Below are 14,203 nucleotides of genomic sequence, written 5' to 3' on the forward strand. Positions count from 1 at the left end.
CTCGGCGTTCAGGATCGTAAGGGGCCGAACCGCCCCCGGGGCGTGACGGTGACGCATCCCACACCCGGTGCCCGGCCCCGGGCCCCGCGCGGCGTCAGTGCGCGGCGAGCGGGTAGTGGTCGGAGAGGTCGCCGTAGGTGTAGCTCTTGCCCCAACTGCTCACCGTCCAGGGCGTGCTGTGCACCCGGAGGACCTGGTTGGTGTACTGCTGCGGGCGGGCGTGGTCGGCGCGGTAGAGGACGTAGTCGAGGTCCTCCTTGGGATCGCCCGGGTAGCGGTAGGCGGCGACGGAGTTGTCCGCGGTGTCGAAGGAGTACGGCCAGCCGGTGCGCGCGGAGGCCGGCGCGAGGTTGCCGTTGTCCAGCAGCGCCTGGTACTCGGAGCCGTGCCAGTCGATGTTGAGGTCACCCGCGAGGACGATCGGCTCGGCGGCCGGGATCCGCTTGGCGTCCAGGAAGCCGCGCATCGCGGTGAGCTGCCTGGCCCGGATGTCCGCCGCCTGGCCGCTGGTGCAGCCCGAGTCGGTGGACTGCAGGTGGGTGCCGACCACGTGGGTGCGACGGCCGTTGACGTCCAGGACGGCGTAGACGAAGCCCTTGTTGGAGAACCAGTCGGAGCCGCACGCGTCTTTGAATACGAACTGCTCCTTGTGCAGGATCGGCCACTTGCTGAGCAGGGTGACCCCGCCGTCCTCCGGGGTGGTGGAGCTGTAGCTGCCGGAGGTGGCGTCCCAGCCACTGGTGGAGCGGCCGACCACGGGCGTGTGGTACGGGTAGGCGGCCGAGGCCTTGGCGGTGAGCGCGTCGGACGACGCGTTGTCGAAGGCCTCCTCCAGCACGACCACGTCGTGGCCCTGGAAGAAGTCCGCCGAGGCGATCGCCTGCGCCCGGTACTGCTGGCCCCAGTTGGGGTAGAGCGACGTGCTCATCAGGAACACGTTGTAGGTCAGCACATCGAGCGGGGGCGCGGTCACGGGTGCGCTCTCGGCCGAGGCGGGGGCGGCGCCGAGCGTGGCGATCACGGTGGCGGCGGCACCGGCGGCGAGGGCACGGCGGACGGACGACAGCGGCATCTGGGCTCCGTGGGGCGTGTCGTGGACCCGTCGGGTCGCGGGATGTTGTGCATCCAACTTGTCTGTCGGCACGGACCGCAAGACTTCGGACGAGCTTTGGGTGAACTCGCCGGTAACTCCCGCGTGAACGGCCTGCCCGGGGCACCGGGCGCGGCGATCCGGCCCCCGCCCTTCCGGGCTCCGCGGGGTGCGGTCACACTGGCGCAGGCACGGGGTCGGCGCTGCGGCGGGCACCGGCACCGGCGCTGTAGCAGGTACCGGCGCTGTGGCGGGCAGCGGCACCGGCCCTGTGCCGGCACGGAACAGGCACCACCGAACGGGGGCTCCATGGCGGGAAAGAAGAAGAAGCAGAAGAGACCGCTCGCCGACGGGGTCGTCCCGCCCCCGAAGCGGGTCCGCAGGCGCCCGGCACCGCAGTTGTCGCCACGGGCGGTCCGCCGGACTGCGTGGCTGGTCGGGCTGCTCACCCCCGTGCTGATGGTCGGTCTGCTGGCGATCGCCACCGACCCGGACTACCAGGTCCTCTGCACGATCCCGGCGTTCCTGGTGCTCTCGGCGGGCATCATCGGCCTGGGGTTCGTCCGGCCCAGCGGCTGGGTGATCTGGCCGGCCGTCCTGGCCGGTGTGCTGCTGATGGTGCTTCCGACGGCGAGCATCCGCGCCCAGATCCTGTCCCACCGCGCGGTGGAGACCGAGGTGGTGGTCACCGGCGCCCACAGCGCGAAGGACCGGAGCGGGAAGGTCAGCTGGACCTGCGACATCCGCCGGACCGACGGGCAGCCGCTGCCGCACGGCCAGGTCGGCGGCTTCGGCTGCTCGGGCAGGTCCGATGTCGGCAGCACCATGAACGTGCTGGTCGACCCGGAGGGTTGGGCCCCGCCGGCCCCACTGGACGACGACCTCTCCTTCCGCGGCAGCGGCGTCTACGTCACCGCCGCGGCCGCCGCCCTGTGGGGCCTGCTCACCCTGGTCGCGGCCCGCCGCACCCTCCGGGAGCCGACCCCGGCCCGGAAGGGCCGCAGGTAGGAGCGGCAGGCGGGGACGGCAGTCGGGGACGGCCGGCCGCAGGCGAGGCCGTCCCCGCGGCCGCCGGGCAGGGTGCCGAACACCCGGACCCGCAGGATCAGGGCGGCGTGGGGCCGGTCCAGCCGGTGGGCACGTGGCCGAGCCGGACCCGCTGCGGGTGCCGGCCGACCGCGACCGAGGCGGTCTTGAGCCCGGTCGCGAAGTCGATCGCGGTGACCCGGTCCGCGCCGCTCTCCGAGATCAGGCAGGACTTCCCGTCGCCGCTCACGGTCGCCCAGTACGGCTTGGACGCGGGCACCAGCGGGCCCTCCTGGAGGGTGGCGCGGTCGACCACCGTCGCGTAGTCGTCCACCGTGCCGGCGACGCAGAGCCGGTCGCCCGACGGGCTCATCGACAGGCCGTGGTGGCGGGAGTCGTTGGGCCAGGTGGTGCGGTCCGTACCGGCTGCCGGAGCGGCCGGCAGGGTCTTCACCCGGGTGATCCGGTCGGCGGCCACGTCGTACTCGACGAAGCCGTTGAAGAACGACACCTGGAAGTAGAGCTTGGAGCCGTCCGGGGAGAAGACGGCGGGCCGGACGGCGTTGGACAACCCGCCGAGCCCGGCGTCGTCGAGGCGTTTGCGCATGTCGATCACCCGGATCGGGGCCAGGGTGGCCGCGTCGACGACGGTGATGTGCCGATCGCCCTTCGTCCAGTCCAGCCACGGTGCGTCCAGGGCGGTTTCGACGTTGCCGATGGACATGTTCCACAGCTGCCGGCCACCGTCGGTGAAGATGTTCTCGTGCGGCTTGTCCCCGGTGTGGAACGAGCCGAGCTCGGTGCCGGTGCGGACGTCCAGGACGTGGACGGTGTTCGCGGTGGAGGCGGAGACCGCCACCCGGGTGCCGTCCGGCGAGAGGGCCATGTGGTCGGCGCGGTAACCCGCCACCGGGAAGCGCCACTTGATCCGTCCGGTGGCGAGGTCGAGGGAGACGACGTCGGCGAAGCTGGGCCGGGAGACGACCACGGCGGTGCCGTCCGGCGTGCTGTACATGTCGTCGACGAACTGGTCGTGGCCCTCGCCGGGGCCGAGCCGGACGCCGAGGAAGAAGGCGAGCTTCACCGGGTCGAGGTAGATCTCGGCGAGCCGCTGGTCCTTGTCGGGGATGACGTCGATCCGTCCGACCTTGCCGAAGGCGCCGGAGGACTCGATCACGTCGGCGGTGCCCTCCCAGTTGTTGCCGACGAACATCACCTCCCGCAGGGCCGGCGCCGCGCCGGGCGCGGCACTGCTGCTGGTGGCGGCAGCCGGGACGAGCAGGCCGAGGGCGGCCGCGAGAGTGCAGAGGGATCGGACGCCGAGCCGGCGCCGGGGACCTGTCCGTGGCATCGTCGCTCCTTCACCGGGTGGCACGACGTCTTGTGAGACGGTCTGTCAGCTTGCGCCCTTCGACGGTAGGGAGGGACCGGCCGCCTGGCAAGACACTCGCACCCCCCTGTTCCGGCCCGGAGGCCCAGGCGTAGTGTGCGCCGGGTGAACGAACTGATCTTCCGGGGGAAAGACCTGTTCCGGCCCTCGTGGTCGAATCTCCTCCCGCTTCTCCTCGTCCTCGTGGCCCAGTTGGTCGTCGGCGGGTCGCATCTCGGCGCCACGGGCACGTTCTGGATGGTCCTCCTCACCCTGGCGTTCTGCGTCCCGACCTTCGTCCTGAGCTGGCGCTCCTGGAGCCGGGTCGGCGCCGACGGCGTCACCGTCTGCTGGGGCCTCGGGCGCGGCCGCACCTACCCGTGGCACGAGATCCGGTGGGTCGACGTGCGGGAGACCAAGGGCAACGGCTCGGTGTCGTACGCGGCGCGGATCTTCATGACCGACGGGCGCCGCCGCTCGCTGCCGGGCCTGCAGACCAGCCGGATCTACCCGGCCGCCGACTTCCAGGCGAACTTCCAGCGGCTGGTGAACTGGTGGGAGTACAGCACCCACCCCACCCAGCGGGTGAAGCCGCCGAAGCAGTTCCGGGACCGCGTGACGCCCACCGTGGCGGGTGTCGTCCTCGCGCTCGTCATCATCGTCGTCGTCTTCGTCATCGTCGCGCTGCAGCAGTCGTAGGCAACCGCAGACCCCACCGCGGCCGTCACGATCACCGGGAACGCCCCGGCCCCGGTTCCCGCACGGGAACCGGGGCCGGGGCGTGTTCAGCCCGCCGGGGGCGGGGTCACCGCTGCGCGGGGTAGCCCGGCTGGCCGCCGCCGTAGGGCGGCTGCGGCGGGTAGGGCTGACCCTGCTGCGGCGGGTACGGCTGCGCCGGCGGGGCCGGGTAGGGCTGCTGGGGCGGGTACGGCTGGCCCTGCGGGGCCGGGTACGGCTGCTGCGGCGGGTACGGCTGCGCGGCTGGCGCCGGGTGGGCCTGCTGCTGCGGGAACGGCTGGCCCTGCGCCCCCGGGTACGGCATGCCCTGCGGCGCGAGTTCGAACGGCTGCGAGGACGGGTCGATCGACCCGGGCGGGAAGGCCGTGCTGAGCTGGTCCAGCTCGGCCCGCCAGTAGCGGTGGATGTTCAGCCGGGTCGGCTTGCCGCCGGTGGGCAGCTGCACGTACATCGAGCTCCAGATCGAGGCCCGCTTGACCCGGCTGACCGGGAAGGCGTGCCGCGGGAAGACCGCGACGACGTCCCCGGGGCGGTTGGTCCAGCGGCTGGCCGCGTTGACCACGATCGAGCTGTTGGTGAGCGTCAGGAAGTAGAACCGACGGGTCAGTGCGACGATCAGGCCGAGCAGCGGCACCTCGTCGAAGACCGCGTTGAGCCACGGGCTGGGCCCGGTCTCCACGTGCACGCACGCGATGAAGGTCTCCCCCGGCGGTGCCACCTGCGAGAGCTTCTCGATGACCTGGGCCTTCTGCTTCGCCCGGCGTATTGCCATGCTTTCGGTACCTCATACCCCGTCTGTCCGCCGACCTGTGCGGCGGGAAATCGGCTGAGGCTAACAGGGGGTACTGAGGGCCCGAACACCCCTTCTCGGCAAAGGTTTTGCCATCATTCGGCATGCCGCGGCGAGCCTCGACAGGTCTCGACGGCTTTCGGCAGGCCGGCGCGGTGCCGCGCGAAGCACCGGCGGGCAGGGGGCAGATCCGGCCATCATGGATGTTTCCGGCCACATCGGTTAAAGCCTGCGCCAAATAATGGTGTGACGGCTTGCTGATAATGTGATCAGATGTGTATGCGCTGTGGCGCTTCACACCACAGGGGAGGGAAGGCCCGGTCGTCCGATCGGGCCCAGTCACACAGGAGTTGCACCATCAACACCGCCATCCGCAAGGCCGCCCGCGGTGCGATGCCCGTCGCCATCACCGCTTCCGTCCTCGCCACCGGTCTCACCGCCTGCGGCACCGTCGAGCAGCTCTCCGCCGCCCAGAAGGTGTCGAAGGCCTTCAACAAGGTCGGTGACGGCAAGTCGGCCGGCTTCAAGCTCTCCATCGACGCCACCCCCGAGCAGATCGTCGCCTTCGCCAAGGCCACCGGGGAGAAGGGCGCCGACGGCGAGATGGACGAGAAGAGCGCCAAGGCGATGTCCGGGCTCTCCCTCGCCGTCGCGGTCTCCGCGGACAAGCCGCTCAAGGAGATCGAGGCGTTCAAGAACGCCAAGGGCTCCGCCGCGAACAGCGACCTGACGCTCGACAAGTCGGTGCGCATCTCCTACGTGCTCTCCGACCGTAACGGCACCTCGCTGCTGGAGTACCGCCAGGTCGACGCCAAGGGGTACCTGCACGTCGACGCCAAGGGCCTGGTGAAGCTCGTCGGCGAGGACCCGTCCCAGGTGGACGCCGTCAGCAAGGACCTGCCGCCGGACATGGGCCCGGTCAAGGAGGTGCTGGCCGGCAAGTGGATCGCGCTCGACCTCCAGGAGCTCGCCGACCAGGCGAAGAAGAACGACGGCAAGAAGGCCGCCCCGAACGGCGCGCCCACCGCCGACCCGGAGGCCGCCAAGCAGCTCGTCAACTCGCTCAAGGACGTGCTCAGCCGCACCGTCACGTACGAGGACAAGGGCAGCAAGGACGGCACCGAGCACATCTGGATGAGCGCCCCGGCCCGCCAGCTGGTGGACGAGATGTTCAAGGCCGTCAAGCCGGTCGCGGACAAGTTCCCGCAGCAGTTCAAGAAGTTCCCGAGCCAGGCCCCGAGCGACGTGCCGGACCGCAAGGTCGGTGTCGACCTCTACCTGAAGGACGGCGCCTTCTCCTCGGCCACCTTCGACCTCGCCCAGCTGGCGGACAAGATCGAGCCGGGCGTCAACTTCCCGGTGAAGCTGGCCTTCGACAAGGCGGCGCCGAACGTCCAGGCCCCGGGCGACGCGGTCAAGATGACCACCGAGGACCTGATGAAGGCGGTGCTCGGCCTCGCCGCCGGTGGCCCCGGCGGCGGCCCCGGTGCCGGCCTCGACCCCGAGAACGGCCCGGCCACCGCCGTGGCGCCGCTGACCGACGCCCAGCTCAAGGAGCTCGCCAAGCTCGGCGTCCCGGAGACGCAGGCCCGCGCGTTCAACTCGATCGGGATGAGCTTCGAGGACATCAAGGGGATCACGCAGGAAGGCTGACCCCTGCCCGACTCCGCCACGACCGGCCGACCGCACCCGCGGTCGGCCGGTCGTGTTTCGGTACCGGCCCTACGGCACTCGGGCGGGGCACCCGGCCGGCACCTCGACCCGGCCGGAGCGCAGATGGCTGCGGTGGCCGTCGGCGAACTCCAGCCGCAGGCTGCCGTCCGCCGGGGCCGCCACGACGACGGCGCTCTCGACCGCGGCGTAGGACGACTCGCGGTAGACCCACACCTGGTCCCCGACATGGAACTCCGTCGTCTCCGAGACGATCACCGCACTCACCTCCCGTTCCGCTCGGGCCACTCGGGCCGCTCATGGGGTAGTACGAGCGAGGCGGCCCAGGTGCTCAGGCATGCGCGGTGCTCAGGCGCCGGAGGGGCTCAGGCGTGGGCGGCACCCACGTGTGCGGTGTTCAGGCGTGGGCGGCGACGCACTCCGGGTGGCCCCAGCTGCTGCCCACCTTGGTGATCTTGTCTCCCTTGGCGTACGGGCGGCTGCACGGGCACGTCCCCGGGTAGCGGGCGGCCAGGGTGCGGGAGGTGCCCGAGGAGGTCCGCTTCGCGGCGGTGCCGGTCCCGCCGGAGCGGGTGCCCGTGCCGGTGCCGCGGGCGGTGCGGGGCTTCGAGGCGGCGGCCGGGTCGGGCTCGGGCAGGTCGGCGGCGGTGCCGGAGGCGTCCTGCTGGGTGCGGGCGGCGTCGCTGGCGGCCTTGTCGGCGATGGCGTTCAGCGGGTCGCCGTCCACCTGGTGGGCCGGAACGTACACGAAGGTGACGTCCCGGCCCTCCAGCAGCGCGTCGATCGCCTGGATCAGCTCCTGGTTGGCGACCGGCTTGCCGGCCGCCGTCTTCCAGCCGTTGCGCTTCCAGCCCTTCAGCCACTTGGTCACCGAGTCGCGGGTGTAGGTGCTGTCCAGCCGCACCTCCAGCGGCACGGCCGGGTCGGTCGCCGCCAGCAGCCGCTGCAACGCCGTCAGCTCGCCCACGTTGTTGGTGCTGTGCCCGAGCGCCCCGGACTCCCAGCGCTGGGGCGCCCCGGCGGCGTCCGCCACCACGTACGCCCAGCCCGCCGGGCCGGGGTTGCCCTTGGCTGCTCCGTCACACGCTGCAATGAACCGTTCGACCATGCCCCGATCATGCCTGGTCGGACGGCCGGGAGCCAAAGCCGCCGGCAGGCCATCGCTGCCGCCCGTCGGCCGAACCGGCCGGCCCCGCCGAGCCCCGCTAGGCCCAATGCCGGTGACTTTGTCTTAGCGCCCTCGTTGGTTGGGGTATGGCGAGGGTGGGGCAGGTCAAGTTGCCCGATCGACGCCCCACCCGCCCGGCGCAGCAGGATCGCCCGCATGTGGAGCAGGGCGGCGCCGGACGACGACGGGGACCCGGGTCCGCGCTGACCGGGCTCAGCGGGGGAACTCCGACAGCCGGGAGCGGCAGCTGACGAGCGCCTCCGCGACCGTGCCGCGCTCGTCGCCGTCCGCCGGATCGAGGAGGTCCCCGGCGGCCAGCAGCGCCGCCCAGAACTCCTGCGGCCGACCACGACCGGCCCGGGGGCCGAAGCGTACGAGCGTGAGGAAGGCGCTCGCCGACTCGCCGCGCACCAAACGACGCGCCAGTCCGACGTAGTGGCCGCCGCCGATGCCGCCCATCGCCCCCAGGGCGGCCCGCAGGTGCTCCATGACGACCTGCTCACGCTCGTCGAGCTGCTTGGGGACGTCGAACACGCCGATCGCCGCAAGGAGGTCGCCGTAGAATTCCTCCTCCCCCGGCCGGAGTTCGGCCTGCGCCGAATCCGGATCGCTGCTCACCCGTCGGGCCAGCTCCGCTTCCGGGAGCCCCAGCGCCCGCCCGACGACCAGGGCCGCCTCCCACCAACGGGCCCTCCCCACGGCGAGTTCGCCGCAGACCGTACCCGGCGACTCCCCCGCCTCCAGCCGCTCCCGGACCTCCTCGACCGACACCTCGCCGCCCGCCATCCCGCACCCCTGCCCTCCGCACTCGGCCGGGCCCGCCGGCCCGCCTGGTGCAGCGAGTCTCCCCCACGGCACCGCCCGGCCCGGGGACGGGCGACTCCCGTGCTCCGGAAGCGGCTCGGGGGCGGGCTCGGTCGGGGGCGGCGGGGCGATCGGGCGTGTGGTGGATCAGGCCCGGTACGGTGCCTGCTGACGGAGTGTCGGGTGTGCGGAGGGCGCGATGACTGGTCGGGGTTCCGAGGGGCCGGGCGAGCGGGAGCGGTGCTTCGAGGTGCGGGCGATCGGGCGGGTGGAGTCGCCGTTGGTGGAGCGGGCGCAGGCGCCCCGGCAGGGGGACGAGGGCGGGCCGGACGCGTGGGTGGTGTTCGACGCGTCGGTGGAGCGGGGGCTGCGGGACCTGGCGGTCGGGCAGGACGTGCTGTTGCTGACCTGGCTGGACCGGGCCGACCGGGAGGTGCTGGCGGTGCACCCGCGCGGGGAGCGTGACCGGCCGGAGACCGGGGTGTTCGCCACCCGCTCGCCGGACCGGCCGAACCCGATCGGGCTGCACCGGGTCACCGTCCTGGCCGTGGAGGGCCCGCGCCTGCGGGTCAGTGACCTGGAGGCGATCGACGGCACCCCGGTGCTGGACGTGAAGCCGGTCCTGCCGGGCAGCTCCGAGCGGTAGCGGGCCGAGGCCTGGCCGGGCCGACCGTCAGCCACCCGGACGGTCGTCAGGTGGGACGGTCGTCAGGCTGGCCAGCGCAGGACCGCGCCGAGGCCGCCGGGCGGGCCGGGGAGGGTGTCCGGGACGAGCAGGGCCTCGGCGTCGCAGGCCGCGGCGGCGCGCAGCAGGGCGTCGGCGGCGGGGGCCTGTGCCGGGTGGGCCACGCCCATGCCGCGCAGGTCGGCGCGGTGGACGCCGATGTGCTCGGGCTCGGGGCCGGTCCACACCGGGCATTCCGGGTCGTGACCGCTCGACTGGAGGAGCAGCGCGGCGAGCTGGTGCTGCCGGGCCGCGCTGACCACCGCGGGGATGCCCTGGGCGGCCGGTCCGGGCGCGGTCTCGGTGCCGGCGCCGTCGGTGCGGTGCTCGCCGGGGCGGCCGAGGGCGGTGCGGAAGGTGTCCAGCACCTCGGCCAGGTGCCGGGCGCGGTGGTCGTTCCAGGCTTCGGCGAGGCGCCGGTCGAAGGACTCGCGGGCGCTCCCGTCGGCCGGGCCGCCGCCGTCCAGCTCGACGGTCAGGGGCCGCAGCTGCGCGGGCAGCCGGTCGGCCACGGCCCGGCGTTCGCGGATGTCGCCGGTGAGGACGAGCAGGTGGGCGCCGCTCTGCGGCCAGGCGTGGGCGAGGTGGTCGGCGATGATGCCGGCGGTGCTTTCCCAGGTGTCCTCGACCCGGTGCCGGTAGTGCCACTCGTAGCGGTCGGCGGGCGGGGCGCGGTGCCCCCGGCCCTGCCACTGCGGGACCTCGACCGTGCCGGCCGGCGCGGCGCGGCCGAGTCGGTAGCGTTCCAGCGCGGCACCGGTGCGGTCGACGGCGGCGACCAGGCAGGCGGGTACGGCGTCGTCCAGCAGGCCGACCAGCGGGCCGGTGTGCGGGAGCGGGGCCCACCACGCGGTGACGTCGGGCGGGGAGGCGGCGAGCGGGACGTCCAGCGCCACTTCGCCGTCCGCCGCGAACAGTGCCCGCCCGGGCGGGGAGCCCGAGGCGGGCTCGGCGGCCAGGTGGTCGCGGACGGCCGCGCAGGTGCGCTCGTCGGTGCCGGCGTCGGCCAGCCGGTGCACGGCGGCGCGGTCGATCAGCGAGCGGCGCCGGGCGGCGTCCTCGGTGGCGCGGTCGGTGTCGAGGTAGACGGTGGCCCAGGGGCCTGGTCGGTCGAGCAGCGGGGTGAGGAACGCGAGGTCCATGGTGCCTCCCGTGGTCGATGGGCTTGCTTGCCCCCGAGGGTGTGCCGGCCGGCGGAGAGGGAGTCGCGGTGGCCGTGACGTGGCGGCTCATTCGGGCACCTACCCGGCCACGGTCGTCGGACACCGGTACGGCGGCACCCGTAGCTCGCACCAGACCGTCTTGCCCGGTCCGAGTGGCCGCCACCCCCAGCGTCGGCTGAGCCGGGCCACCAGGTGCAGTCCGAGGCCGCCCGATCCGTTGTCGGTGTACGGCGTCCGGGGCACCGGCGGGCGGCGGCTCGGGTCGCTGACCTCGATCCGCAGCACTCCGTCGCCCCGGACGAGCAGCAGCGCGCCGGGGCCCGCGGTGTGGCGCTGCGCGTTGCCGACCAGTTCCGAGACCAGCAGCACGGCGTCGCGGACCAGCTCCCGGTCGGCCACGTCGGCCAGGAACCGGGCGGTGACGGCGCGTGCCTCGGCCGCGGCTCCGGGCCGGCCCGCGAGCGGCAGGCGCACCGCCTGCGCGGCCCGGAGGACGGACGGCGCCTGTACCCCCGACATGCGATCAGTCCTCCTCCGTACCGGTGGGACGGACGGTGCTCAGGATCCGAACAGGTGCCGTATCCGGCCTCCCGGTCGCGCCGGCTCCTCCCGGCCGCCTTGTTCGGCGGCCCGTTCCTCCGGCGGCGCGAGCGCCTCGTCGGAGCCCGGAGCGGCGGTGACCGACGCGGTGGAGTCCGGATCGCCGTCGGCCCTGCCGTCGTGGGCGGCGGATATGTCGCGGGCGGGTGTGTCATGGACGGGTGCGTCATGGACGGGTGCGTCATCGGCGGGTGTGTCGTAGGCACGTGTGTCACTGGCAGGTGTGTCGTGCGCGGCTGTGTCGTAGCCCGGCGCGGCGCGTTCCGCCGGTGCGGACCGCCGTACCGGCTCGACGGGTTCGGCCTCCCGGTAGCCCGCCCGGTGCCGCCCCGACCGCGTCGGCGGCGCCACGGCGACCGGGCGCACGGTCCGCCGCCGGGACGACCACATCAGGGCGAGGCCGAGGCAGAAGATCAGCGCGAGGGCCACGCCGGCGAGGAAGACGCCCAGGCTGTTCATCCTCACGAGGTCGTTGCCCAGGACCGTCACCTGGTACTCGGGCCCGCCGGAGAGGTTGTCCGCGATCAGCAGCCCGACGAACGCGCCGGACGCCGCCATCAGAAGAAGTCCCAGCAGCACCATGGGGGATCCGTCCCTTCCGTGCCGTTCCCGTCCCCCGACGGGTCGCGCCTACCCGGGTCGCGCGGTCCGTAACGGCCCGCGACCCGGTCCCGTCGTCCCGGGCGGTCCCCGCTACTGGGTCTGGACGGCGATCAGGCAGGTGTCGTCGTCGGTGTCTGCGGGGCTGAGTTCGAGCAGCCGGTCCAGGTACTGCTCCAGGTCCGGGCCGGGGGCGCCGGCCGCGCGGATCAGCTGCTCGACGGACTCCTCGACCGGCCGGTCCCGACGCTCGACCAGCCCGTCGGTGTAGAGCAGCAGGACGTCCCCTGGGTCGAGCCGGGCGGTGATCTCCTCGTACTCCGCGTCGTCCAGCGCGCCGAGCAGCACCCCGTGCGGCAGCGGCAGCACCTCGGCGCCGGCCGCGCCGAGCCGGATCGGCGGCAGGTGGCCGGCCCGGGCCCAGTGCAGTTCGCCGCCGTCCGGGTCGAGCAGCACGCAGACGGCGGTCGCGGTGACCTGCCCGGGTTCGCGCAGGGCGACGGTGTTGGCCCACTCCAGCAGCCGGCCCGGGCCGGCGCCGGTCACCGCGAGGCCGCGCAGGGCGTGGCGCAGCGCGACCATCCCGGTGGCCGCCCCGACGCCGTGCCCGGCGACGTCGCCGACGGCGAGCAGCACCCGCTTGTCGGGCAGCGGCAGCACGTCGTACCAGTCGCCGCCGACCCGGTCGCGCTGGGCGGCGGGGCGGTAGCGGACGGCGGCGTGCACCCCGGTGACGCCCAGCGGGGGTGGCGCGGCGGGCAGGATGGCCTGCTGGAGCCGGAGCGCCAGTTGCTCGCGTTCGGCGGACTCCTGCTCGCTGTCGGCGAGCCGCTCCCGGGTGGCGCCGAGCGCGACCTCCGTCCAGTGCTGGGCGGAGACGTCGTGGTAGGCGCCGCGGATCGCGGTCAGCTGCCCGAGGTCGTCCAGGACGGGCTCGGCGATCACCCGGGTGAAGCGGTGGGTGCCGTCCGGCCGGTCGAGGCGGACGACCGCCGAGGCGGTGCGGTGGCGGTGCCGGACGGTGTCCAGCAGGCGCCGGATCGCGGGCCCGTCGTCCGGGTGAGCGTGCCGCGCGAGCCGGGCCAGCGGCACGGGTTCCGCGTCCGGCGGCAGCCCGTAGAGCTCGTGCAGCCCCTCGCTCCAGCGGATTCGGCCGCCGCCCGGCCGTTCCTCGAATCCGGCCACCCGGGCGAGCCGCTGGGCTTGGCGCAGCAGGGCGGTGCGCTCGTCCTCCGCGGCCCATTCGTCGTCCAGCTGCCAGCACACCAGGAGCCGCTCACCGAGCGGGACGACCGCGAGCAGGACCGCGGTGGGGACGGCCCCGGGGGTGGCGGACCCGATGTCCCGGAAGGCGAGCCGGACCTGTTCGGCCGACTGTGGAGATCCCGTCTCGTGGGCGCGGACCAGGCGTTCGAACAGGCCCGCCGCGCCGGCGACCGGGTAGGTCTCCAGCAGCGAGGCGCCCTCCAGCGCCTCCCGGGCGCGGCCGAGCGGGTCGCGGAACCGGGCGTTGACCCGCCGGATGGTGAAGTCGACGGCCCGGCCGTCCCGGACGACGGGCTCCAGCAGTACGGCCGGGGTGAGCAGCGCCTCCAGGAGCGCGGCGGTCTCCTCCGGCGCCACGGGCGCGCGGGGCGGGCCGAGCAGGGTCGCGCAGAGGTCGGCGAGTGCGCACAGCCGGCGGCGCTCGGGCCGGCCGAGGTCCGGGGCCGGGCCGGACCACACCAACTCCAGGGCGCCCCGGCGGCGGCCCCGGTCGAGCAGCGGGAGGACGGCGCGGGCGGAACCGGTGCCCACCGAGGGCGCGTGGGTGCCCGGCTCGCCCGGCCACAGCTCCGCCCCGTCGCCGACGACCCGCTGCGCCGGGGTGAGCACGCCGGGCGGCACCCGGTCCCAGCCGGCCGCCTCGTCGGCGGACAGCCCGGCGTGCGCGGCGAGGGCGAGCGCGCCGCCGGGCACCCGCAGCCAGACGGCCACGGCGCGGGCGCCGAGGGCCGCGCCGGTCTGGTCCAGCACGGCCTCGACGGCGCGCTGCAGGTCGGCCGTCGCGGCGAGCCCGGGCGCGACGGGCGGCCCGGTGTCGGGCAGGCCGGTGTCGGGCAGGCGGCCGCCGGACGGGCGGGTGCCGGGCAGGCCGGCGGCCGGGGCACCGGTGTCGGGGGGCTCCGCTTCGAGGGCGCCGAACTCCTCCGCGTCGGGCTCCGGCAGTCCCGCGATGTCCGCCGCCAGCGCGACGACCGGCACTCCCGCGTCCCGGGCCAACCGGGCGAGGTGCACGGCGGCGTCGGCGATCGGCAGGCCGAGCCGCTCGGCCAGGATGCCGGTGGCGAGGTCGACGGCGGCCCTGGTCCGCGCCTCGGCGTGGGTGCGCACGGCGGTCCCCTGCAGCCGCCGGACGGCCTCGGCCAGGGCCCGGGCGGCGAGGTCCGTGGGCTCCGGCGCGGCGGTCATGACGGGTCC

14 protein-coding genes are annotated in these 14,203 nt (G+C 74.3%); 4 read left to right on the forward strand and 10 right to left on the reverse strand.

Annotated features, from left to right (window positions below):
* Positions 1-94: 94 nt before the first annotated feature.
* On the reverse strand, positions 95-1,072 hold the full coding sequence (gene sph / locus ABTY56_RS11670) for a sphingomyelin phosphodiesterase (RefSeq protein ID WP_350628415.1): 978 nt from the start codon (positions 1,070-1,072) through the stop codon (positions 95-97).
* Between the two features lie 327 nt (positions 1,073-1,399).
* Between sph and ABTY56_RS11675 the strand changes: the two genes are divergently transcribed.
* Positions 1,400-2,098: a hypothetical protein gene (locus ABTY56_RS11675; RefSeq protein WP_350628416.1), complete on the forward strand. Its 699-nt coding sequence runs from the start codon at positions 1,400-1,402 to the stop codon at positions 2,096-2,098.
* Positions 2,099-2,195: 97 nt separating this feature from the next.
* On the opposite strand, the gene ABTY56_RS11680 is transcribed toward ABTY56_RS11675, so the two are convergent.
* Positions 2,196-3,467 (reverse strand): YncE family protein, encoded by a 1,272-nt coding sequence (locus tag ABTY56_RS11680; RefSeq protein ID WP_350628417.1) that lies wholly within the window; start codon positions 3,465-3,467, stop codon positions 2,196-2,198.
* A gap of 144 nt (positions 3,468-3,611) precedes the next feature.
* Between ABTY56_RS11680 and ABTY56_RS11685 the strand changes: the two genes are divergently transcribed.
* Positions 3,612-4,184, forward strand: a complete 573-nt coding sequence (locus tag ABTY56_RS11685; protein WP_350628418.1) for a hypothetical protein — start codon at positions 3,612-3,614, stop codon at positions 4,182-4,184.
* Between the two features lie 106 nt (positions 4,185-4,290).
* Here ABTY56_RS11685 and ABTY56_RS11690 read toward each other — a convergent pair whose 3' ends face one another.
* Positions 4,291-4,995, reverse strand: a complete 705-nt coding sequence (locus ABTY56_RS11690) for a hypothetical protein (RefSeq protein ID WP_350628419.1) — start codon at positions 4,993-4,995, stop codon at positions 4,291-4,293.
* A 411-nt stretch (positions 4,996-5,406) separates the two neighbouring features.
* Here ABTY56_RS11690 and ABTY56_RS11695 point away from each other — a divergent pair, with 411 nt between their 5' ends.
* The gene (locus ABTY56_RS11695; RefSeq protein WP_350628420.1) at positions 5,407-6,666 is read left to right on the forward strand and encodes a hypothetical protein; all 1,260 of its coding nucleotides are present in this window, start codon (positions 5,407-5,409) and stop codon (positions 6,664-6,666) included.
* Between the two features lie 69 nt (positions 6,667-6,735).
* Here the strand turns inward: ABTY56_RS11695 and ABTY56_RS11700 are convergent, their stop codons facing one another.
* From ABTY56_RS11700 to ABTY56_RS11710, 3 genes are all read right to left on the reverse strand, one after another.
* Complete coding sequence (locus ABTY56_RS11700; RefSeq protein WP_350628421.1) at positions 6,736-6,951, reverse strand: hypothetical protein; 216 nt, start codon at positions 6,949-6,951, stop codon at positions 6,736-6,738.
* 130 nt (positions 6,952-7,081) lie between these two features.
* Positions 7,082-7,792 (reverse strand): ribonuclease H family protein, encoded by a 711-nt coding sequence (locus tag ABTY56_RS11705; RefSeq protein WP_350628422.1) that lies wholly within the window; start codon positions 7,790-7,792, stop codon positions 7,082-7,084.
* A gap of 273 nt (positions 7,793-8,065) precedes the next feature.
* On the reverse strand, positions 8,066-8,638 hold the full coding sequence (locus ABTY56_RS11710; RefSeq protein ID WP_350628423.1) for a hypothetical protein: 573 nt from the start codon (positions 8,636-8,638) through the stop codon (positions 8,066-8,068).
* Positions 8,639-8,855: 217 nt separating this feature from the next.
* Here ABTY56_RS11710 and tsaA point away from each other — a divergent pair, with 217 nt between their 5' ends.
* Positions 8,856-9,302, forward strand: a complete 447-nt coding sequence (gene tsaA / locus ABTY56_RS11715; protein WP_350628424.1) for a tRNA (N6-threonylcarbamoyladenosine(37)-N6)-methyltransferase TrmO — start codon at positions 8,856-8,858, stop codon at positions 9,300-9,302.
* 62 nt (positions 9,303-9,364) lie between these two features.
* Here the strand turns inward: tsaA and ABTY56_RS11720 are convergent, their stop codons facing one another.
* The 4 genes from ABTY56_RS11720 to ABTY56_RS11735 all read right to left on the reverse strand — a co-directional run bounded on the left by ABTY56_RS11720 (position 9,365) and on the right by ABTY56_RS11735 (position 14,194).
* Positions 9,365-10,522, reverse strand: a complete 1,158-nt coding sequence (locus tag ABTY56_RS11720; RefSeq protein ID WP_350628426.1) for a baeRF2 domain-containing protein — start codon at positions 10,520-10,522, stop codon at positions 9,365-9,367.
* A 99-nt stretch (positions 10,523-10,621) separates the two neighbouring features.
* Positions 10,622-11,062, reverse strand: coding sequence for an ATP-binding protein (locus ABTY56_RS11725; protein ID WP_350628427.1), 441 nt, complete (start codon positions 11,060-11,062; stop codon positions 10,622-10,624).
* Between the two features lie 39 nt (positions 11,063-11,101).
* The gene (locus ABTY56_RS11730) at positions 11,102-11,725 is read right to left on the reverse strand and encodes a hypothetical protein (protein WP_350628428.1); all 624 of its coding nucleotides are present in this window, start codon (positions 11,723-11,725) and stop codon (positions 11,102-11,104) included.
* 111 nt (positions 11,726-11,836) lie between these two features.
* On the reverse strand, positions 11,837-14,194 hold the full coding sequence (locus ABTY56_RS11735; RefSeq protein ID WP_350628429.1) for a SpoIIE family protein phosphatase: 2,358 nt from the start codon (positions 14,192-14,194) through the stop codon (positions 11,837-11,839).
* Positions 14,195-14,203: the final 9 nt, after the last annotated feature.

The sequence above is a fragment of the Kitasatospora sp. NPDC097691 genome, from assembly GCF_040302665.1.
Classification (GTDB): Bacteria; Actinomycetota; Actinomycetes; order Streptomycetales; family Streptomycetaceae; genus Kitasatospora.